The organism is Salinimicrobium terrae DSM 17865 (genome assembly GCF_000424665.1).
In the GTDB taxonomy this organism is placed as follows: domain Bacteria; phylum Bacteroidota; class Bacteroidia; order Flavobacteriales; family Flavobacteriaceae; genus Salinimicrobium; species Salinimicrobium terrae.
Genome location: NZ_AUKI01000011.1, coordinates 238,817 through 261,917, shown reverse-complemented (window position 1 = coordinate 261,917; position 23,101 = coordinate 238,817). Strand labels below are relative to the sequence as shown.

The window sequence follows — 23,101 nt, the reverse complement described above, 5'->3', positions numbered from 1 at the left end:
CTTTTTATTTAAAGAAGGCCTGAATTTTTGGGTCTTCAGAAGTTGATAGTTCTTTGAAAGTCCCTTCTGCATAATTTGTTCCCTCCAGCAGCAAAATCATTCGGTCGGAGATAACCCTGGCGCAATCCACGTCGTGAGTAATGATCAATGAGGAAGTTTTATATTTTTTTTGAATGTTTGTCATCAATTGAATGATCTCCTTTGCCGTTATTGGATCCAGGCCGGTCGTAGGTTCATCATACAAAATAATTTTCGGTTTAAGAATAAGCGCACGTGCCAAAGCAATTCTACGCTGCATTCCACCAGATAATTCTTCAGGCATTAGATCAATGGTTTTAGCCAGTCCTACACTTTCCAGTGCTTCCAATACCAGTTTATTGGTGTTTTTAATATTCATTCTTTTAGTATGATGCCGTAAGGGAAATTCAAGATTTTCCCTCACTGTCATAGAATCGTACAATGCACTGCCCTGGAACAGGAAGCCTATCTCTGCCCGAAGCTCATCCATTTCGGTACGCTCCAGCTTTGTAATATCCTTATTCAAAACTTCTATTTTGCCGCTATCGGGTTCCATTAATCCTACAAGACACTTTATCATTACCGACTTTCCTGAACCTGATTTTCCCATAAGCACCAGGTTTTCATCTTCATACATTTCCAGATTGAAATTGTTTAATACAACTGTATCTCCAAATTGCTTCTGCAGGTTTTTAATTCTAATGACCGCTTTTCTTTTATTAATGGAGGTATATGTGTTTTCGTCCTTCATGTTCCATAGATAAGTTCGGTTAAAAAAACTGCTATGAAGTCAATAATAAAAAGCAACATACTGGTATATACTACAGCCGAATTGGAGGCACGACCTACACCGGCAGTACCTTTACTGCTGTTGTAGCCTTTAAAACATCCCACCAGCCCTATCGCAAAACCAAAAAAGAAGGATTTCCCTGTGGCCGGTAAGAGGTCCCGAAAACCGAGGGCGTCAAAGACCTGATTAAAATAAAGAGTAAAAGAGACTTGTCCTTTTATGTTTTCGACAAGTGCCGAACCTATTAGAGCAATAAAATCGCCAAATAGAATGAGCAGAGGAAGCATCAGCGTGGCTGCGAGAATCCGGGTAACAACCAGAAATTTAAAAGGGTTAGTTCCCGAAACTTCCATAGCGTCTATTTGTTCAGTAACTTTCATGGAGCCCAATTCTGCACCAATACTTGATCCAATACGTCCTGCACAGATAAGAGCGATGATCACCGGTCCTATTTCCCTTACAATGGAAATACTTATCATATTGGGTATCCAGGAGGAAGCCCCGAATTCTTCTAATGTGGGCCGGGATTGCAGGGTGAAAACCAGTCCAAGAATGAACCCTGTGACACCTACAAGTAAAAGGGATTTATTACCCATTTGGTAACACTGCCTCAGGAATTCCCTGAATTCGAATGGCCGGCTGAATAACTCTTTAAAGAATCGACCGGCAAACCTCGACAGAGCTCCTGTTTCAGTAAAAAAGGAGTAAAGGTTTTTAGCTATGGGAAAATTTCGGGTCATACCGCAAAATTTCTAGACTAAAACTACTTCAGAAATTTGATGATAACTATGATATCTCTCAGGTTTTGTATGATCACAGAAAACATTGGTGGGAAGGAGTTTCAGAATTTACCGCTACAGCTTTATTGTTCTAAAACTTATCTGTAAATTAGAGAGAAAGTCTAATTATATTAATACACTTTTCCGCTAATGATAATCACCTTAACCGCTAATCCTGCACTGGATATCTATTCTAAGACTGAAAAATTTGAACCTAATGAAAAACTTCGCTGTGAAAAGCCACTTATTGATCCCGGAGGCGGGGGAGTAAATGTCTCCCGCGTAATTAAAAGATTGGGAGGTGAATCTACTGCTGTTTACACAAAGGGTGGACACACAGGTAAACTTTTTTCCGATTTGTTGAAAAAAGAAGGTGTAAAAGAAGATCCCGTACCTGTAAAAGCCGATCTAAGACAGAATTTTGCAATTACTGAGACTTCCACCGGGAATTTATATCGTTTCGGTTTTCCGGGAGTTGAACTTGATGAATCTGAATATGAATCACTTCTGGAAAGAGTTGACCAATGCAAAAGAGGATCTTTCCTTGTCGCCAGCGGAAGTTTGCCACCGGGAGCACCCCGGAATTTTTATGCCCTTGCAGCGGCAAGAGCTAATAAATGCGGACTAAAATTCGTCCTGGATACCTCCGGGAAATCCTATAAAGGAGTACTTGAGCAAGGGGCCTATCTTTTAAAACCCAACAAAAGTGAATTAAAAGATATAACAGGAGAAAGTGCAGAGAACATAGACCAGCAAAAAACGATCATGTTGAATATCCTTCGGGATTATCCGGTTGAGAACATTGTCCTTTCCCTCGGTGGCGAGGGAGCTCTATTGGCTACAAAGGGAGAAGTTAAACACTTTCCTGCACCACAGGTGGAACATATAAGCTCCATTGGAGCAGGGGATAGTATGGTGGCGGGAATAGTTTACAGTCTTTTTACTGGACAACCTATCGAAAAAGCCATTTTGTATGGCTTGGCTTGTGGCAGTGCAACTATTAAATCTCCGGGAACAGAACTGCTTCAGAAAAAAGATGTAGAACTTCTCCATGAACAACTTCTAATAGAGACAAAGGGGGAAGGTAAAAAAGTTTAAAAGCGGGAAAAATAACATACTCTGGTACTTAACTGTCATCATTTTTACTAAGAACTATGGAAGTGAAAACAGAACAAAAACCTAAAGGTGCAGACGCTTACCGAAAACCGGGAGATGAAGTTGCAGGTGATTTTTCATCAAACCCAGAAAAAGGACTCACTGAAAGAGAAGCTGAGGAACGGTTGAAAAAATATGGTCTGAATAAATTAAAGAAGACGGAGAGCCGCAGTATTTGGGACCTTATTCTATCCCAGGTCAATAATCCTGTTATCTATCTTCTTTTTGCAGCTGCTGCTTTGGCTCTGGTTTTTGGTGATATTCCTGAAGGTATTGCGATTTTTATCGTGCTGCTGGTCAACACCGCTATAGGTTTTTGGATGGAATTTCAGGCACAAAAGTCCATGCAGGCCCTTAAAAAACTGGATAAAATTAGCACTATTGTTATCAGGGATGCTGAAGAGAGGGAAATTGATGCGGAAAATATAGTTCCAGGCGATCTCATTAAAATAGGAGCTGGGGATCTTATTCCAGCTGATGCGAGGATACTGGAAGCTACAGAACTTAAGGTGGATGAATCTCCATTGACCGGTGAATCTGTTCCGATTGAAAAAACTCATGAAGTAATGCAGGAGGAAATGCAGGTAGCCGATCGCAGAAACATCCTTTATAAAGGTACTGCTGTCACAGCAGGAACTGCAATCGCTCTTGTAGTTGGCACTGGAATGAATACCGAAGTAGGAAACATTTCTTCCCTGGTAGACGATCAGGAGCAGGAAGATACCCCACTCAATAACAAGCTTAACAAACTTACCAAGAAACTTATTTGGGTGATCCTGGCTATGGCCGCCGCTTTTTTCTTCTTTGGCTGGCTGGCTGGCAAAGACCTGTATCAACTGGTTCAGACTTCTATTGCATGGTCAATTGCGGCCATTCCTGAAGGTTTACCCATTGTCGCCAGTATTGCCCTCGCCCGTGGGATGGTACGTCTTTCAAAAAAGAATGTTTTGATTAAAAGCCTGAGTGCAGTGGAAACCCTGGGAGAGACTACCGTAATTTTTACCGATAAAACCGGAACACTTACAAAGAACGAACTTACAGTTCATAGTTTTTGTTTGCCGCAGGAACAGTTGCTGAAGGTTAACTGGCACGGGAGTAAACCTGAATTAAAAAAAGAGCAGGAGCAGAGCAGCGAACCAAATTTTAAGGAATTGCTAAAAATTGCTGTATTGGCAAATGACGCATCTCTGGGTATTTCAGGAAAAAATTCCGGAGATAAAACAGGTAATAAAGAAACTTCCCCGTCGAGGCCGGACTTTATTGCTTCTGAAAATCTAGAGGGAAAAGCAGAAGCAGAACAGCAGGAAAATATAGGAAAAGGAGATCCTCTTGAAATCGCCTTACTGGACTTTGTTAGCCAATTTGATCCTAAATTTTACGATGAATTGAAACACCTGAATCGGGAGCTCATTGATCCTTTTGATTCAGAGTCCATGGTAATGGGAACCATATATCGGGAAGACGGAGGATTATACGTGGCCGGAAAAGGATCAACAGATGCCATTTTGTCCCGTTCAACTAAAATCTTCAAAGATGGAAATCAGGAAGAATTAACTGAAGAAGAAAAGGGAAAATGGAATGAAAGGAATAATGAAATGGCAGAGGATGGTTTGCGGGTCCTGGGTTTTGCTTATAAAAAAATTAAAGATCTGCCAACAGGAGAAGAGGCTGAAGATTTTCTACATGAATTGATATTTGTGGGGCTGCTGGGCTTCATGGATCCACCCCGAAAAGAAGTGGCCACAGCGATAGAGACTTGTAAGGCTGCCGGAATTAAAGTAGTTATGGTGACCGGAGATCACCCCGGAACTGCCAAAAATGTGGGACGTGAGGTAAGCATTTTTTCAGAAGAAGAACATAGGATCCCAGTCCTGCATGGAAGGGATTTGAATAAGGAATTCGAACAAGAGAATCAGGGAAAACTGGTAAACATCCCGATTTTTTCCCGGGTAGATCCCGGACAAAAATTAAATCTTATAAGCCATTTTCAGGACCTGGGGGAAATAGTAGCCATGACGGGCGACGGGGTGAACGATGCTCCGGCCCTTAAAAAAGCTAATATAGGGATCGCTATGGGAAAAAGAGGTACACAGGTGGCCCAGGAAGTTGCAGATGTGGTTCTTAAAGACGACTCCTTTAATTCTATAGTTAAAGCTGTCGAACAGGGGCGCATAATCTTTGGGAATATAAGAAGATTTGTGCTTTATCAGCTATCTTATCACCTGGCCGAGATCATCCTGATAGCACTCGTTAGTTTTTCCCTGTTCATTCTGCCCATCCTGCCCTTGCAGCTACTTTTCCTAAACCTGCTATCAGATGTTTTTCCGGCACTTGCCCTTGGAATAGGAGAAGGAACTCCTAATGTGATGAAAATGCCGCCGAAAGATCCTAAGGAACCTATCATCACCCGTAAGAACTGGATGCAGATCGTTTTTTACGGAATAATCATAGCCGCTAGTGTTACAGGTGCTTATTTTTATTCCCACTTTTATTGGGGTGAAACAGAAGGGATCAACAACAATATCGCTTTTTTAAGTCTCGCATTTGCCCAGTTTTTACATGTGTTGAACATGCGGAGTGGCAGAGAGCCTTTTCTGAATAACCAGGTTTCCCGTAATAAATATGTCTGGATGGCGGTGATATTTTGTACGGCTGCCGTCTTTGCCGCATATTTTATTCCTGTATTGGCGGAAGTTCTGGATCTACAGCCATTGGAGGCCAAACATTGGGTGCTAATCGCTATTGCCAGCATTTTACCAACTTTTATTATTCAGACCATCAAATTCTTTAAAAAAGATTTCTAAAATAGGAAATATGAAATATAACATCAAAGCCGCAATAACCGATCTTGACGGGGTTATTACCAAAACAGCTGCACTACATAAAAAAGCATGGAAGAAGCTTTTTGATGAATATAATGAGCGACGAAAAAAAGAAGGCAAAAAACCTTTTCTACCATTTTCTGATAAAGATTACGCTAGGTATATAGACGGAATCCCACGGAATGATGGAGTTAAGAATTTTATAGCATCCAGAGGGCTGGAACTCCCTTATGGAACACCGGAGGATAACCATAAAAAAGAAACTTTATGTGGATTGGGAAATTATAAAAATCAGATATTTAAAAGTATTCTTGATGAAGAAGGGGTAGAGATTTACGAAAAAAATGTTCAGCAACTAAAGGATTGGAAAAGGCAGGGATTGAAAATCGGTCTGATTTCCTCGAGCAGAAACTGCAGAGAAATCCTGAAAATAACGGGTCTGGAAAATGGCCTTTTTGAAACCGTTATGGATGGGGTCACTTCTGCTGAAAGAAATATCCCGGGAAAACCAGCCCCCGATATTTTCCTCGAGGCGGCAAAAGAGTTGGGGGTAAATCCGCAGGAAGCTTTAATCATTGAAGATGCCCGGGTGGGAGTGGAAGCAGGAAGAAAAGGGGATTTTAAGTTGGTAATAGGCATTGAAAATGCTTCTACCAAAGAGGAGCTACTGGAATATGGGGCTCACCTGGCAGTCCGGAACCTTCAGGAATTGAGAATAGACTTTAAAACGGGAAGAGAACCTAAAGAACTTCCGGCTGCACTTGAGCAGTTTTCCGAAATAGAAAAAAAATACCTGCAGAACAAACCCCTGCTGTTTCTCGATTTTGACGGAACCCTGGCCCCTATTGTAGAACACCATGCCGACGCTGCAATTTCCGAAGAAATGAGGGAGCTGGTAAAGAAATTGGCACAAATCTATCCGGTGGCGGTGATAAGTGGGAGGGGAATGGCCGACGTTAAGCAAAGGATGAATGTTCCCGGACTATATTATGCCGGCAGCCATGGTTATGAGATATCTGGTCCTAATGATTTTTTTAAAGAAAATGAGGAAGCTCAAAAGGTACTTCCGCTCTTTGATGAAATTGAACCTATCATGAGGGAGCAGCTTCAGAATGTGGAGGGAGTGGATTTTGAGCGGAAGAAGTTTACTCTTGCAATTCATTATCGTCAGGTGAAACCGGAGCAAGAACAGGAAGTACATGGTAAGGTCAACAATGTGTTGAGGGAGTACCCCAAACTTACCGGAGCCGGGGGAAAAAAAGTTATAGAAATACGTCCAGATATTGACTGGCACAAAGGAAAAGCAGTAGAGTTTCTGAAGACTCAACTTTCAGATGAAAAACAACCTTTTTCGATCTATTTTGGAGATGATGTAACAGATGAGGATGCTTTTAAAGAAGTGGAGTATGGTCTGGGAATCCTGGTGGGTGAACACAGCCAGGCAACCTACGCCGATTACTCGCTACAGGACCTGGAGGAGGTAAAGATCTTTTTCAGAAAATTGATTGAGAGAGGAGGGTAAAAAAATGAAGGATTGGATAATTAAATATTCCGATTATTCTCCAGATAAGGAGCTGTTAAGGGAAGCACTTTGCACAGTTGGCAATGGTTATTTTGCTACTCGGGCTGCTTCGGAAGGTGCAATGGCAGGTGAAAATCATTATCCGGGCACTTATCTCGCCGGTGGTTATAATCGTCTCGAGACCACTATTGCAGGACGTGTCATTGAAAATGAAGACCTTGTTAACTGGCCCGACTGGACCTTGATAAGGTTTAAAATTGAGAATGGTGACTGGTTTGATATTGATGCCGTTGAGATTATTGAATTCGAACAATCCCTCAATCTAAAAGAAGGGCTCCTGGAGCGCATGATAAAATTCCGGGATAAGGAAGACCGGGAAACCTTACTTAATAGCCGCAGGTTGGTTAGCATGTCCGAAAAGCACCTCGCAGCAATTGAATGGAAAATAAGGCCTCTCAACTGGAAAGGCAGGATGGCAATACATACGGCCCTTAATGCTCACGTCTCTAATATGGGAGTTCCCCGTTACAGAGCGCTCAACGGCAGACACCTTATACCACTGGATAGAGGAAGTTTTGAAGAAGATGGACTATATCTTAAAGTGAAAAGCAGTCAGTCTGAAATTGTTATGAGCCAGGCCTGCAGGACTTGTATCAATTTTGAGCTATATGAACCTTCTGTTGAAAGATTTGATATAAAAGAAGAAAATTATGTAGCCCAGGAACTCATTTTTGATGCCAGAGAGAATAAAGTAATTACAGTTGAAAAGCTGGTGGCACTTTATACCTCCAGAGATATGGCAATTGCTAATCCTCTGACCGAAGCGAAGAAGCTGGTAAAAAGAAATTCCAGCTTTGAAGAGATTTTTAAATTCCACAAGATGGCCTGGGAAGAATATTGGGAACAATGTGATATACTTCTTAAGGCAGAAGGAGACCTCCATCAAGTCTTGTTAAGACTTCATATTTTTCATCTTTTTCAGACTTATGGATTAAAGACTATTGATTTGGATGTTGGGATGCCGGCACGGGGATGGCACGGTGAAGCCTATCGTGGTCATATTTTTTGGGATGAGCTCTTTATTTTTCCCTTTTACAATATTACCATTCCCGAACTTACCCGGGCGTTACTTATGTATCGTTACAGGAGATTAGCGGAAGCACGTTTTGCGGCTGCAAATGAAGGTTATAAAGGAGCCATGTTTCCATGGCAAAGCGGGAGTAATGGAAGGGAAGAAACACAAATAGTTCATCTCAATCCAGAATCAGGCAACTGGCTGCCGGACCATACTCATTTACAACGGCACGTAAATGCGGCAATAGCCTATAATGTATGGCAGTATTTCCAGGTTACCGGTGATCTACAGTTTCTTTCATTTTACGGTGCAGAATTGCTGCTTGAAATAGCAAAGTTCTGGAACAGCAAAGTGACCTATAATGAAGAAAGAGAGAAGTATGAAATTCATAAGGTAGTAGGACCTGATGAGTATCATACCTCTTATCCCGGGTCTTCGGAACCTGGTCTTCGCAACAATGCCTACACAAATATAATGGCGGTTTGGACCCTCAAACATGCTCTACTTGCAATAGAAAAATTAAATGACCGCAGGGCCAGGAATCTACTCGGGTTGCTTGAAATATCTGAAGAGGAGCTTTCCCGATGGAAGAAAATTTGCCGGAATATGTTTATTCCCTTTTTAAAAGATGGTAAAATAATTGAACAATTCGAAGGATTCGACCAACTAAAGGAATTAGACTGGAATAAATACCATTCCAAATATGGGAAGACCATGAGATTGGATCGTATCCTTGAAAAGGAAGGGGATGATGTCAAGAATTACAAGGCGGGAAAACAACCGGATGTTCTAATGCTCTTTTTCCTGTCTTCTTCAGAAGAGCTTAAAGAACTTTTAAATCTAATGGGCTACAACTTTGATCCTAAAGAACAAATTCCTTTGAACATTAACTATTACAAAGCAATTACTTCACATGGTTCCACCCTAAGTAAGGTGGTTTATTCCTGGGTTTATGCAAGGTCTCACAGGGATCAATCCTGGCAGGATTTTAAAGAAGCTCTTATCAGTGATTTTTCCGATATACAAGGAGGAACTACTGCCGAGGGCATACATCTTGGGGCTATGGCTGGAACGGTAGATCTTATCTACCGTTGCTATACGGGAATGGAATTTAAGAATGACTGCCTTTATTTTAATCCTGGTCTGCCTCACAATGTAAGAGAAATTCATTTTAGGTGCAGGTATCGTAGGCACTGGTTAGAAGTGAGGCTAACACAAGACCTTCTTTATTTTAAGAGCCACGGAGGCTGGCAGAATCTTATAAAAATTGTGGTAAATGATGAAGAAATTATTATGAAGAAAGGAGAGGAGAGAAGTTTTTCTTACCGGAAAAAAGAATGTTAACCAATAAAGAGACTTCAAAAAGATATCAAGCAGGTCATTATTCTAAAATTTCAACATTTTAAATTCTTAGAATATAATTAGGTTAATGCAGGAAAACTAACTGCCAGGATTAACAGGTTTACTATTGTTCCATATTTTGCATCTTCCCAATTGAGGGTAATTAAAAACTGCGAAAGCAATGCCCCACTTATAGACAAAATTGGCCAAAAAAAGGCACCGGTAAGGTAAAAGACATCAGCCATAACAAGAATTACAGTACAAGCCAGCCAGAGAACTCCTTCAGTACGGCCAATTTTCCTGGAGAGCGTGGGAAGGAAATCTCTGTAAAATGCCTTTACCAGCCCCATAAGATGGAGAATGGCATGGAGTAATAATAGAAGTGACACAAATATTTTCATGGAACTATAGAAGTTTTAATTTTTTTTCTTCCGTGCCTTGTAAAGATGGACTGCTCCTTTTGAGTTCCCTGTAAAATCATTACTGGGATTTTACTGTTGACAATACCTTTTTTTAATTGGGATGAGACCATTCTGTCAATGAGTGTTGTCTGTGATATTGGCATTATATGCAAATCGAAATGTTCCTGTCGCATCATTCTCCTCAATTGATCCCCGATTTGTTTTGTTTGTAGATTGACTATTTTTGGATGGCAAATTTCAAATTTGTGCTTTAGTTCAATTTCATCTTTCTCAATGTGGCCAGGACTTAATTCACCCCGATACAACCTTTGTATCTCCACAATTAAATCATGATTTCCAAAGAGATTTTTAAAAGGAGTAAGAGTGACTTCTCTTATTTCAACATGGGGTTCCAGAGTAATTAAAATCCTTTTTGGCAGGCAGAACTTCTTATTCTCAGGTTGAAATATTAGCGGGGATCCTGTAGCCCGAAAAAGCCTGTTAAGTAATTGCCCTTGATACTTCCCCAATAACCCTGTACTTGCAGTTATCAGGGACACCGGGTCTAACTGCTGCTTTAAAATATTTACAGAAGAAAGAAACTGAATTTGAACCTTTTTATCAGGAAAGATTTGGACAACCCCTTTCCGAAATTTCTGAAGTTTTTGATGAGCTTCATAATGGATGCAGTCCATCCGTTCTTTATTCTGAAATTCCAAGGAATGGGTATCGGCTGCTTCGGGAAGGTTTAGCAAGAAAAAGTTGTATTCATCTTCTCTTAACAATTTAAGGGTGTAAACGATCATCTGGATAGATGAGGAAGAAAAATCCATTGGAATAATCACATTTTTCATGACCCAACTAATTCATAGGTTAAGTTACAAAAAAACTAGCTGAAAAGAATGATAAATATCAGTTGCTCAGCATTTGAAACTATGGACTTCCTGTACCTTTCCCGCCTCCATGTTTTCCAGAAATTCACCTCCAATTCTAACCCTCACGAGCCTAAGAGTTGGGAAGCCAACGGCAGCTGTCATTTTCTTTACCTGGCGGAATTTGCCTTCGGTTAGGGTTATTGAGACCCAGCTGGTAGGTCCGTGGCGTGAATCTCTTATCGGTTTGCTCCGCGGTGGAAAATGGGGAGCTTCCGTAAGTTTTACAGCTACACATGGATTTGTGAGGTACTTCTTCCCATTAATCCCGATTTCTACGCCTTTACTCAACTTATTCATCTCCTCCTCTCCAATAATACCATCTACCTGCACAAAATATTCCTTTTCTACGCTGCCTCCCGTTATTTGTGCACTTACCTTCCCGTCTGTAGTAAGTAGCAGAAGTCCTTCAGAATCTTCATCAAGTCGTCCTATTGCCATAGTATTTTCGGGAAAATCGTGAAGCTCTCCAAGCAGTTTTTTATTCCTACGAGTCCGCTGATTGGTGATGAACTGACTTAAATATCCGTAGGGTTTATATATCCTGAAGTGTCTATGCATAAAAATTATAAAACAAAAGAGTTTTGTTCCTCAAAGATAAAATTAATGTTTGTTCTTGCTTTTTTAACAGAAAAGATCGAAAAATCCCCAAAAGTGGGTATTGGTGCAAATAATTTGAAATATTATTTTTACCGCATGAAGTTGTATCGTAAACATTTCAGCAATGAAAGATACAATTAAGTAAAAATCGGGGAAGTAGGGGGCCCCGATTTTTTTTGTTTTTATATAAGGTCATAAGCTCTGGCGTACTCAGTAAATTCAAAATTGGTGGAGATATCCAGCTTCTTTTTGATATTTTTTCTGTGGGTATGTACAGTATCGATGGAAATATTGAGTTCTTCTGCAATATCCGATGAACTCTTGCCAAGAGCTACCAACCTTAGAACTTCTTTTGCCCGCTTTCCAAGGCTTAAAAACTTACTAAGATTATTTTTAAAAAAAATATTTTCTTTTAAGAGACGCTCTGCCTTATTTTCAATATGCTTCATTCTGTTGATGGGAATAGCGGCTGTAACAAGATGAGTAGGAGTTCCGTCTGCAGCCTGATGGAATATTCTAACAGAACCAATATGCCAAACCCATTCTTCCCGATTTTTGAATTTAACTTGCTGGAAAAATGTAAATGTTTCATTGGGATCTTTGGCTTCTAGCAATTTCCTCAATTTGACCATGAAATCTTCCATGTCTTCATTGTTAAAGAATCGTTCAAGGTATTCCGGTCCCATTTCTAAAAGTTCCTGCAAAGTTGTACCAAGTTGGTCCAGCCCTTGTGAACTCATAAAGACTACTTTAAACTCTTTTTTGGTTAATTCATGTATGACCACAACACTTGGAATAAATTCGGCACAAGCAGAAAATATTTCCAGCTTTTGTTCAAAAGTTTTTTCCAAATTTTTTGTTTAAGATTTACTGAAATTAGTGAAATCTAAATTTTTTTATGAAAATAGACGTTGCTTAATCGATGAAAAGGTGAATAGTTTCGGTCTGTGTCACCAAAGCTCACAAAGACTGTCATTTTGGGAGATCAAAGAGCTTTTATTAGCGAAGCGTTCTTTAATTTAATAGCATTATACGAAAACAGGCGTAGACAATGGAACCTGCAAAATTATTTTAAAAGCTTGATTAACTCTCTTGCTGTTTTTTCTGCCGATGCAGGATTTTGTCCTGTGATCAAATTCCCTGATACCTTCACATTGGATGTAAACGGTATGGTGGCAGAGTTATAATTAGCACCCAAAGATTTTAAACGATCTTCCAGGCTAAAAGGGATTTTGTCACGAAGCCCCACCATTTTTTCTTCATTATTGGAAAAGGCGGTGACATCAATTCCCTGCAGTAGCCGGGGTTCTTCAGTGGCAGCCGAAAGAAGAGCTGCGGGGCCATGACAAACGGCTGCAATGGGTTTTTTGTCTCTGTAGAACTCCAGGACCAGACGGGAAGTATCCTCATCTGTTGCAAGGTCTCCCATGGGACCATGGCCACCGGGGAAAAATACAGCATCAAAATCATCGGCTTTTACTCCCGACAATTGCTGAGTGAATTCAAAATCCTTTTGAGCCTTTTCATCCTTTTTAAAGCGCCGGTTTGAAGAAGTGATGTTTTCTGTAAGCTGGCTTCTTGGGTCTACAGGAGGTTTTCCTCCTTTTGGACTGGCGAGGATAACATCATAACCCTTATCAATGAATTCGTAATAGGGGTCTGTAAATTCTCCCAGCCAAACTCCTGTTTTTGAATCGGTATTGATAAGTTCACTGTGAGACGTTAGAATAACAAGTATCTTTTTCATGTAACAACTTTTTGAGATTAATTAAGTTTACCAATTCCTCCCTAAGCAGCCAAAATTTTATCCTTTAATTAATATCGGCAGCAGGATTCAATCCCTAACCTTTTACTTGCAGGGAACTATAGCCCTGTCCATTCCTGGTAAGTTGAATTTGAGTAGCGATACGTTCTTTTAAGGAATCTACATGACTTATTAGGCCTATCGTTTTTGAAGATTCTGCCTGTAGTTTTTCCAGGGTGTCGAGAGTTTGATCCAGCGTCTCGGGATCAAGAGTGCCAAAACCTTCATCAATGAATAGCGAGTTGATCTCCACATTTTTGGATGCAAGATCGCTTAATGCCAGGGCCATGGACAAACTTAGCAGGAAAGTCTCACCACCCGATAATGTTTTAACAGATCTCCGCTGCCCTCCCATGTGTTCATCTATTGCCACCAAGCTGTCATCTTCTTCTAAAAAAGGTTTGTCAATACGATAACGATCACTCAGGTCTACAAGTCTCCTATTGGCCAGCACAAGAAGTTGGGAAAGGCTGAGATCCTGGGCAAAATCATTAAATTTTTTACCTGTGGCATCACCAATCAGATGGTTGAGCAACGCCCATCTTTTGATCCTGTTTTTTGTTGACTTAAGAAGCGCTTCAATTTCATCTATTTTCGCCCTGCGTTCGTTGTCATTTCGCTGCTTTCTTCTTAGCTCTTCACACTGTTCATTAAGTAATGCGCGCTGTGAATTTAATTCTCTTACCTTATTTGTAAGCACCTCTGCAGACTCCGGCACCTGCTTTTGTTGTAACTGCCCCAGTTGCTGCTGAAGAGTTTTTAAAGAGGCTTCGATTTTGGCCTTTTCAGAAGTTAGATCGTCTCTCTTCTTCCGAAGTTGTAAATATTGATTTTCCGGAAGTAATCTTTGCAGCGCTTCTTTGATCTCTCTGCAATTGGCTTCAGAAATTTTAGGTTTCAGGGCTTGTTCAAGCTTCTCAAGGTCTGCAGTTCTATCATTCATCTTCAGGTTGAGTTCTTTAGCCCGTCGACTAAAAGATTGCTTCTCATGTTGAAATTTGGTCCATGAACTTTGCAGTTCCAGGCAATCTGTATCTATATCGTCCCCGGTATAAAGACTGTCCAGTTCTTCTTTAATCTGTTTCCCTTGTCTAAGAATGCTTTTAATATCTAAGAGTATAGGAAGTCCTGCCAGAATTGCACTGAGTTTTTTCTTTTCCTGCTCAAACCTTTCCAGCAGGTCAAGTTTCTCCTCTTTGCTGTTGCAGAATTCTTTCCAGTTTTCACCCAACGGATTAATTTCTGAAAACTCCTCTTTAAAATGCCTTTTTTGAGACTCAAGTTTTCTATCGTTCTCTTTGATAAGCAATTGAATTTCTAAAATCTTTTTTTGGTAGTGGGAAAGGCTGGTTTCCCGGCTGGTGGTTTGTCTTTCCAGTCCAGAAAGCTCTTTTTTCAGTTTTAAAATTTTCTCTTGTAAACTGTCATCTTTGGCAGGTAAATCGGTTGCAAAAGGATGCTCTGTACTTCCGCAAAGAGGGCAGGGCTGCCCGTCTTTAAGATTTTGCCGGTGTTCTTCCAGGCTGGCTTTGAGAAGTTCATTTTCCCTTTGAAGTTGCAGAATCTCAACACTCTTCTGGAGTATTTGCATCTCTTTTTTAGCTGAAATAATCTCCTGGGGAAGCTCCTCTACCTGCGGAAGCAATTCTTTCTCTTCTTTTTTTGCTTTTCCAATTTCAGCGGAAAGAATTTCGATTGCCACCCATTCCTGTTGAGCTTTACGACCTTGCTGAAGTATTTGCTTTAACCGGGCTTTTTCAGCTTCAGGTTTTTCCAGGTCTACTTGGTTCAGCTTATCTTTTAGCTCCTGCAGGTTCCTTTCACCTGCAGCCTTCATTTCCTTCAATTTAGATTCTTCGGAGTCCAGATCTCCATTCAGTTTAAATGGAACTTCCCGCAATTCCGAATTAAACTGATTTTCCAAATGACGATATTGACTGCGTTTATCATCCCGTTGCTGCTGCAGGTTCCTCACATTTTTAGAAAAGGCCTGCAGGTGGTTTTCTATTTCTCCAGTTGCCGGTTCGGTCTTTAAAAATTTAGTTATTTTATCGAGACAAGTAGAAATATTATTTTTATTTTCCTCTTCTCCTTTTTTGAGAATATCAAATTCCTGTTTTAATTCTGTGCATGTCTTATCGAGATTTTGCCAGTTGCGAAGATCTTCGGCAAAAACCTGAACCTGTTCATGCTGTTTCAGTTTTACGCCGTTTTCTTCTTCAAAAAGAGCAATATTTCTAATGGCAGCAGTTTTTAAATCTTCTTGCCTGTTTATTTGCTCTTTCTGTTCAGAAATGTTTTTTTTAAGCTGAATATGTCTGTCCAGCTGCTGAATTTCTTTTTCTATGGGTTCACAAATCCTGGTCTTTTCTGCTAATGTTGATTTTAATTCTTTTAAAGCTTCCTCTTCTAAAAGGTCAGTTTTGAGCAGGTTTATTTCCCGCTGCCTTTCTTCAATTTCGGCATTTTCGCTTTTGAACTTTTGATAAACTTTTACTCCCACCTGCCGGTAAATTCCTGTGCCGGTGATCTTTTCCAGTAGCTCCCCTCGTTCGTCTTTTCTTGCTCTTAAAAATTGTGCAAAATCTCCCTGGGCTAAAAGCACAGATTTAATGAACTGGTTATAATTTAATCCTATTAGTTCTTCATTTTTTGAAGGAACATCGGACTTTTTGATGTCCAGCGGCTTTTCTGTAGCCATGTCGTAAATGAACATTTCATAATCCCGCAGGTTGTTATTGCGGTTTGTTGAAATGCTCCATTCCGAAGCATAAATTCCCTTTTTCGCCTGGTAAGTTACTTTTGCAAAAGCCTCTTTTTGATTTCGGGTGAGAAGCGCACCTTTGTTGATAATGTCATTTTTGCTGATTCTCCCGAGACGGGGAACCATGTTAAAAAGGGCAAGGGAAATCACATCCAAAATTGTACTTTTTCCACTTCCTGTGGGGCCGGTGATGGCGAAAAGGGAGCTTACGGTAAAGGGTGCTTGTGTAAAGTCTATTTCGTGCTTTCCCTTTAAAGAATTTATATTTTCAAATTCAATTTTTAGGATCTTCATATTTCTCCATTTTCATCACGGTGCAAATCTTCCAGAATTTCGTCAAAGGCGACCAATATTTCCTGCCTGGTTTCCGGGTCATAATCGTGTTTTTTAATGAGCTCCAGGAAAACATCTTTTGGCTGCAGGTCCTGTAACTGTTGTTCTCCTCCAAAGGCCTGGGCAGCACCCTTAATTTGATTTTCGAAACTTGCCCGATGCTTTACGATCCTGTAACCTTTTTTTTGAAAATTTGAAACCAACTCATCCAGTGCATAAATTTTTAGGGCATCATATTGTTCCTCCTTCAGTTCAACTTCAATAAGACTTTCGAGTTGTTTTTTCTCCTGTAGTTCCTGAAGTTTGAAAGAAAGCTCTTCAAGATTCCCAGTTACCTTCAGCAAAGAGCGAAAGACGGGCACAGGAAGACTGTGCGGCTCCCAGCCCTGAGAAGTATCTATTAATAAAACTCTTTTTAAATCACTTCGTTCGCTGAAGGAAAGGGGCATGGGAGAACCGCTGTAAAAGGCAGGTACAGCGGCTGCCACGCGCTGAGGTTTATGAATGTGCCCCAGGGCAATATAATTGAAATATTCCCCAAACCTGGAGGCTTCAAAAGCGGCCAGGTTCCCAATTTGAATCTCCCTTTCACTTTCTGAAGTTTCTATTCCTGCTGTGAAAAGGTGACCCATGGCAATAGCGGGAATATCGGGATATTCTGTTGCACAAATTTCTGAGGCTTCAAAAAAGGTGTTTTGAATTCCTATTTTGAGGGCTTCAATGCGGTCTTCATAACTGGATCCATCACCTGCTTTGCGAAGATCGGCATCACGAAGGAAAGGGATTGCTGCAATTACCAGTTCGGGCTTACCATTTTGATCGTTCACTGGAATTATAAGGTCTTCAGTATTGACCGGCATACCGCCAATGATGTCAATATCCAGCTCCTTCAGGATCTCTTTTGGGGCTTCGAGCATTGAGGGGGAATCGTGGTTGCCTCCTGTGAGAATGATCTTGCAATTAAAGCGGTTCATCTTTACCAGGGCCCGGTAATATTGGCGGCGAGCTTCAGAAGATGGATTGGCAAGATCAAAAATATCCCCCGAAACAAGCAAAAGATCAATATTTTCCTCTTCAATGGTCTTGCAAAGCCAGTCTATAAAGAGGTCAAAATCTTCAGCCAGTTCAATTTTGTGGAGCTTTTTTCCGATATGCCAGTCGGCCGTATGCAGGATTTTCATCAGGTTCAATTTTCAGCTTCCGAAGGTAAAGGAAAGCTTAATGTCCTGCAAAGTTAATCACTCTGGCGACAAAACATGTCGCCAAAGAATTACCTGTCAAAAATGACATTTTCAGAAAGATTAATTTTTACACCGTTTAATTAATTTCCAGCTTATCTCTAATTTTATCTATTGCACTTTCGATAGATTCATCGGGCTCAATAATATTATTCTCTCCCCAGAAAGATAGATCGGCAAAACCGGTAACGTCATCATTCATTATAACTCTTCGGCTTAAAAAACTGTCATCTTTTTTCACCCTTTCATTGTTGATCTGCCAGTTAGTAACTGCAAGTTCACTATTTACTTTGTAGCGCGAATTAAACAGTTTCCGTTTCCAGTTCACCACAAATTCCAGTTGGGTATGACCATAACCAAAATACCAGCGGCCGTCCTTTTGCCTGTAGGTGATATCGTAATTGACCTCCACGGGATACACCTTTGTCCCGCCGGGCTTTTTCTTTACAAACAAACTTGTAGCGGCCCTGCGGTTGTCTACATTTAAATTAAAAGAAGCTTTCACCAGTGAGAAGGTACTGGCATCAATAAAAAGTTTTCCGTAATACCAGGGCATACTCTTATCCTGTTCCTCAAAGTCTACCACGTACAGGTACTGTTCATCAATTTGGCTTGGATCATCAAAACTAAATTTGAAATTGGATAGATCCTGTTCATTAAAGATGTGAGTAGGATTCTTCATGATATCTATACTCAAAGGATTATATGGACCGCCCCGTAGTTTTAGAGCAAGGGTATCAAGCCTGTCATAATCGGCTGTTTTACGAGCTTTTACAAGAGCAATATCATCATCTGCATTAGAATCATAAGGTTTTTTGTGGATCTTTACCACAGCTTCAGAAAGAGAGACATTTTTACGCCCCCTTTTTATGGCTTCTCTGTAAAAGGCTGTCATGGTAGTTTGATCTGTAAAATAGTTGCTGCCCCTGTTTTTCAGCATATTTTGCACCAGGGCTTCAGGATCTGTGTAGGTGAAGATACTCACTTCCTGAAGCTCTTCCAGGGACTCCTGGAGTTCTACAGTCACATTTCCCTGTTGAAAGAACTGCAATGGTAACATGCGGCTTTGAAAACCAAGGTAGGAAACCAACACGTTTACATTTTCCAGATCTTTCGGAATTTTTAGAGAGAATTCTCCGTCTGTATTGGTCACTGTTGAAATGTTGGAATCTTGAACAGAGAGGTAAGCTCCGGCAAGTGGATCCTGATTCCGACTGTTGATCACCTGACCTTTATATTCGGTAAAACCGTCTGAAGACTGTTGAAGTGCGGCCAATACTTCCATGGGTAGGCTTAATAAAAAAACCAGAATTACCAGGGGCCTTGCGAAAGGTAGAATAAGATTTCTCATGGCACTTTAATTTAGATATTGTTCTTTCCAAGATACTGAATTTTAATTAATTGTTAAGATACAACGCTGAAAAATTTAGACGTTATCACAGAAAAAAGTTCCTCAATATCTCTTATTATATTTCGGAATTATTTTGATTTCATTGTGTTCAAAATCAATGATTTAAAAGTTACTTCTAATTTTAGTACTAACTGCCTAAAAAGAAGAGGGGAAGAGAATTCGAAAGCTATTCACAGGGGAAGATTGTTGCCATTCTGCCTCTCTTCAATCTTGCTCGTGATTACATTTTTATAAATTCCATAATTTATATTTAACAATTTTGATTAAGGCTAAAACTTCAGCTCTCTTAGGGAGGCAGGCTTTTTTCCCTATATTTATGGTGATTACTTAACAGATTATTAACAGTAAACAATTTCGCTTAGAATTAATTTCACCGCGATATTTTTGATACCTGCTTTTAATTCCTGCTTGGGATCGATTGGACCTCCTGCAGGTGCAGAAGTATGAAGGTTCTTGATAACCCCTATCAAGTTATGAGTAAAAAAATAAAGAATTCCCCGACCTTAGAATCTGGAATTGGAGCCTCTCCTTCCAGCGTAAGAATTGTAGCTATTGGAGCAAGTGCCGGCGGTCTTGAAGCTCTTAAAGCTTTTTTTGAGAATATATCTCAGGGATCAAAAAGCTCTTATGTAATTATCCAGCATCTTTCCTCCGATTATAAGAGTATGATGGGCGAACTTCTCGCACGTAGTACAGATCTTCCTATAATTGAGGTGAAAGAGGGAATGGAGGTAATGCAGGGGCAGATTTATTTAATTCCGCCTGCAAATAATCTGGTAATAAGAAACAGCAGACTTTACCTGTTGGAAAAGCCAAAAAATCCTACCCTAAATCTTCCTATAGATATGTTCTTTGAATCTCTTGCAAAAGAGCAACGGGAAAAAGCCATAGGTGTTATTTTGAGTGGTACGGGGAGCGACGGTACCCGCGGTGCCAGGGCCATTAAAGAGAATGATGGGATGATTATGGTCCAGGAGCCCGATGAAGCTCAGTTCGACGGAATGCCTAAAAGTGCTATAAGTACAGGATTAGTGGATTATGTTTTACCGGTGAAAGAGATGGGTAACGAATTGGACAACTTTCTTTCGGCTCCTGCTATTTTTCACTTTAAGGATGGAGATGTGGCTTATGACCAGTCTGAACTCATGAAAATCCTCAATTATGTAGATGAACAAACAGGACTTGATTTTAGGGAGTACAAAAGAGCCACTCTTGCCCGAAGAGTAGCCAGAAGAGTTAGTGTATGTAAATGCCGTTCCCTGGCCGAATATTATACCTACCTCTCTACCACTCAAAAAGAAGTGGATATCCTCTATAGGGAGTTCCTAATTGGAGTCACGAAGTTTTTTAGGGATAGCAAAGTGTGGGAAGTATTACGCGAAGAGGTAATTCCCAAAATTGTAAGTTCGAAGTTAGACGGGGAGGTTATTAAAATTTGGGATGTTGCCTGTAGCACGGGGGAAGAAGCCTATTCTTATGCGATGTGTTTCCTGGAAGAAATAGAAAAGCAGGGGAAAAATATTGAGCTCAAGATCTTTGCTACAGACATTGCAGAAAAACATCTTGAGATAGGGAGTAAAGGTTTATATCCTGAAAGCATTGCTGCAGACGTGCCTGCAGAATTCCTTTCAAAGTATTTTGTTAGGAGAACCCAAAAATATGAGGTAGTTGAAAATCTAAGGCGTGTAGTAATCTATTCCAAACACAACGTAATTAAAAATCCACCATTTAGTTATATGGATGTGGTTTCTTGTCGCAATCTTTTAATCTATTTTCAGTCTGCCATACAAACTAAGGCATTAAAAGTGCTGCATTATAGCTTAAAGCAGGATGGTATCCTGGTGTTGGGCACCAGTGAAAGTGTATATACTCAGGAAGATAATTTTAAGGCAATTAACCGAAAGTGGAAAATTTACAGGAATATACATCCAAATAAAAGATTAGAATCTCACTTTTCTCATACTCCCTCCTCTGCGGGGAATCTGCTTGAAAACAGGACGGTTAAAGAAAGACCAACGTATAAAGCTCCTACCAGTTCCAACTACAATAAACTCACAAATGATTTCAATGAAACTGTGCTGGACCATTTCCAGGCTGCAAGTGTCTATTTAGATTCAGATTATAATATCCTAGAGGCAATTGGGCAGTTCCGAAAATATGCTAATCTTCCGGTGAGTGGTTTCTCCACTAATCTCCTGGACATGTTGAGTACAGATTTGAAATATCTTGTGCAGAACAGCCTAAAGAAGTCGAAAAAACTTCAGCAGAAAGTTTATTATAAAGATGCCATTTTTGACCATCATGGAGAGAATAAGGCTGTGGATATTCTTGTAAAGCCATTGTCACTGGATGGCCTGGATTCAGAAACCTTTATGATCACCTTTTTGGAAAAGGAGCTAAATCTTGAAGATGTAGAAATTGTAGATAATATTACCCTCACTACCCGAACAAAGGAGTATGTTTCGAACCTTGAGGAGGAGCTAAAACAAACAAAAGAAGATCTTAATACCTCTCTTGAGGAAATAGAGACCAGCAATGAAGAACTGCAGGCAGCCAATGAAGAGCTACTGTCTTCAAATGAGGAGCTGCAAAGTACCAATGAAGAATTGCAGAGCGTAAATGAAGAGATCAATACCGTAAATGCAGAGAATCTTCAAAAAATGGAGGATCTCGCTGCTCTTAACGCCGATATTAATAACCTCCTTGAAAGCACCCGGATAGGTACAATATTTTTAGATTCAGATTTAAAGATCCGTAAATTCACTCCTGCCATTCAAAAACACTTCAGTTTCTTAAATTCAGATATCGGTAGGCCAATTAACCACTTTACAGGGAGTATAGGAAAGAGCAATTTAGTCGAGAGATGTCAAAAGGTTTTGGAAACGGGAACTCCGCTTGAAAAGTCGGTGATTTCAAAGGAGGGAGTGCATTATCTTAGAAGAATCTCCCCTTATATCAATTCAAATAACAAGGTGGATGGGGTGGTAATTACATTTATTGATATTGAAAATCTTCAAAAATCAAGGGAAAAGCTACAAGCCAGTGAGAAGAGGTTTAAGAGTTTTTACGAAGAAGATCCTGTGATGCACATAAGTGTTCATCCAGGTAGTTTTAAAATCCTCCACTGTAACAAAATGGCAGTGAGGCAGCTTAAATATGACTCTAAAGAAGAGCTGGTAGGAAAATCTATTTTTGATCTCTATAATAAAGAATCTCAGGCAGAGGCCTTAAGATCTAGTAGGAACTTTGCAGAAAATGGAATCCTGATAAACCTGGAACAGAAAATACTAACTAAAACCGGGGAATCCCTTCCGGTAATCCTCAATGCAATTTCTGAAAAAGATGAAGATGATAATATTCTAACCATTCGCTACACTTTCGTGGAAATTGCAGCTCTTAAAAAGGCCGAAGATCAACTCCGGGAACAAAAAGCAGATCTCGAAAGGGCAAACAGGGATTTGGAGCAATTCGTTTCAATATGTTCCCACGACCTGCAGGAGCCGCTTTCGACTATTAAATTCGGAATAGATATTCTCGGAAAGATGTATGCTCCCAAACTGGATGATAAAGGACAAAATTATGTTTCTTATATAAAACAGGCTTCCACCCGTCTTTCAGAACAAATTCGGGCATTGCTTGAGCATTCCAGGATAGGACGTAACGGGGAGAAGAAACTGGTCAATACTAAGGAAATTGTTGAAGTGGTCAAATATGATCTTGGTAAAAGGATCAAAGACACAAATGCAAAGGTACACAGCGGAGATTTACCTAAAATTATGGGCTATGAAGTTGAGCTGAGACTTCTTTTCCAGAACCTGATTTCCAACGCAATAAAATATACTCCCAAAGAGCGGAATCCCGAGGTAAGGATCTCAGCCTACAAAGAGGGGGAATATTGGGTATTTTCAATAGTCGATAATGGAATAGGTATTGCTAAAGAGGATCAAGTTCGTATTTTCACTATCTTTAACAGAGTGAAACAGCAGGATATTAGTGACGGTACAGGTGTAGGTCTTGCTCATGTGGAAAAAATCGTACATCTTCACAACGGAACTATCTGGTTGGATTCACAGGAAGGAGTAGGAAGTTCATTCTACTTTAAACTTAAAACATAAT

The 23,101-nt window shown here is 40.2% G+C and carries 15 protein-coding genes; 5 read left to right on the top strand and 10 right to left on the bottom strand.

All coding sequences use genetic code 11. The annotated features are described in order from the left end of the window. Window positions 1-4 precede the first annotated feature (4 nt). Window positions 5-769, bottom strand: coding sequence for an ABC transporter ATP-binding protein (locus tag H148_RS0103735; RefSeq protein ID WP_051286154.1), 765 nt, complete (start codon window positions 767-769; stop codon window positions 5-7). Next, window positions 766-1,548, bottom strand: a complete 783-nt coding sequence (locus tag H148_RS0103730; RefSeq protein ID WP_029033602.1) for an MlaE family ABC transporter permease — start codon at window positions 1,546-1,548, stop codon at window positions 766-768. The genes H148_RS0103735 and H148_RS0103730 overlap by 4 nt, the downstream gene beginning before the upstream one ends. A 189-nt stretch (window positions 1,549-1,737) precedes the next feature. On the opposite strand from H148_RS0103730, the gene H148_RS0103725 reads away from it, so the two are divergent. Genes H148_RS0103725 through H148_RS0103710 form a run of 4 tightly spaced genes read left to right on the top strand, consistent with a single transcriptional unit; the run spans window position 1,738 to window position 9,505 of the window. Further along, window positions 1,738-2,685: a 1-phosphofructokinase family hexose kinase gene (locus H148_RS0103725; protein ID WP_029033601.1), complete on the top strand. Its 948-nt coding sequence runs from the start codon at window positions 1,738-1,740 to the stop codon at window positions 2,683-2,685. A gap of 56 nt (window positions 2,686-2,741) precedes the next feature. Then, the gene (locus H148_RS17140) at window positions 2,742-5,546 is read left to right on the top strand and encodes a cation-translocating P-type ATPase (protein ID WP_037324586.1); all 2,805 of its coding nucleotides are present in this window, start codon (window positions 2,742-2,744) and stop codon (window positions 5,544-5,546) included. 10 nt (window positions 5,547-5,556) lie between these two features. Next, complete coding sequence (gene otsB / locus H148_RS0103715) at window positions 5,557-7,086, top strand: trehalose-phosphatase (protein WP_037324585.1); 1,530 nt, start codon at window positions 5,557-5,559, stop codon at window positions 7,084-7,086. A gap of 4 nt (window positions 7,087-7,090) precedes the next feature. Next, a complete protein-coding gene (locus tag H148_RS0103710; RefSeq protein ID WP_029033599.1) occupies window positions 7,091-9,505 on the top strand; it encodes a glycoside hydrolase family 65 protein in 2,415 nt (804 codons plus the stop codon). Between the two features lie 77 nt (window positions 9,506-9,582). Here the strand turns inward: H148_RS0103710 and H148_RS0103705 are convergent, their stop codons facing one another. From H148_RS0103705 to H148_RS0103665, 8 genes are all read right to left on the bottom strand, one after another. Next, window positions 9,583-9,903 carry a hypothetical protein gene (locus tag H148_RS0103705; RefSeq protein ID WP_156877197.1) on the bottom strand — a complete coding sequence of 107 codons (321 nt, stop codon included), beginning with the start codon at window positions 9,901-9,903 and terminating at the stop codon, window positions 9,583-9,585. Beyond that, entirely contained in the window at window positions 9,900-10,757 is an 858-nt protein-coding gene (locus tag H148_RS0103700; protein WP_029033597.1) for a protein-tyrosine phosphatase family protein, read from the bottom strand. The genes H148_RS0103705 and H148_RS0103700 overlap by 4 nt, the downstream gene beginning before the upstream one ends. A gap of 66 nt (window positions 10,758-10,823) precedes the next feature. Beyond that, window positions 10,824-11,396: a pseudouridine synthase gene (locus H148_RS0103695; RefSeq protein WP_029033596.1), complete on the bottom strand. Its 573-nt coding sequence runs from the start codon at window positions 11,394-11,396 to the stop codon at window positions 10,824-10,826. A gap of 221 nt (window positions 11,397-11,617) precedes the next feature. Beyond that, window positions 11,618-12,286 (bottom strand): helix-turn-helix transcriptional regulator, encoded by a 669-nt coding sequence (locus tag H148_RS18790; protein WP_029033594.1) that lies wholly within the window; start codon window positions 12,284-12,286, stop codon window positions 11,618-11,620. A 215-nt stretch (window positions 12,287-12,501) separates the two neighbouring features. Then, window positions 12,502-13,182, bottom strand: coding sequence for a type 1 glutamine amidotransferase domain-containing protein (locus tag H148_RS0103680; RefSeq protein WP_037324583.1), 681 nt, complete (start codon window positions 13,180-13,182; stop codon window positions 12,502-12,504). A gap of 94 nt (window positions 13,183-13,276) precedes the next feature. Beyond that, a complete protein-coding gene (locus H148_RS0103675; RefSeq protein ID WP_029033592.1) occupies window positions 13,277-16,297 on the bottom strand; it encodes an SbcC/MukB-like Walker B domain-containing protein in 3,021 nt (1,006 codons plus the stop codon). After that, entirely contained in the window at window positions 16,294-17,517 is a 1,224-nt protein-coding gene (locus H148_RS0103670) for an exonuclease SbcCD subunit D C-terminal domain-containing protein (protein WP_029033591.1), read from the bottom strand. Before H148_RS0103670 ends, H148_RS0103675 begins: the two co-directional genes overlap by 4 nt. Window positions 17,518-17,653: 136 nt before the next feature. Beyond that, on the bottom strand, window positions 17,654-18,925 hold the full coding sequence (locus tag H148_RS0103665) for a carboxypeptidase-like regulatory domain-containing protein (RefSeq protein WP_029033590.1): 1,272 nt from the start codon (window positions 18,923-18,925) through the stop codon (window positions 17,654-17,656). A 533-nt stretch (window positions 18,926-19,458) separates the two neighbouring features. On the opposite strand from H148_RS0103665, the gene H148_RS0103655 reads away from it, so the two are divergent. Then, a complete protein-coding gene (locus H148_RS0103655) occupies window positions 19,459-23,100 on the top strand; it encodes a chemotaxis protein CheB (protein WP_037324582.1) in 3,642 nt (1,213 codons plus the stop codon). Window position 23,101: the final 1 nt, after the last annotated feature.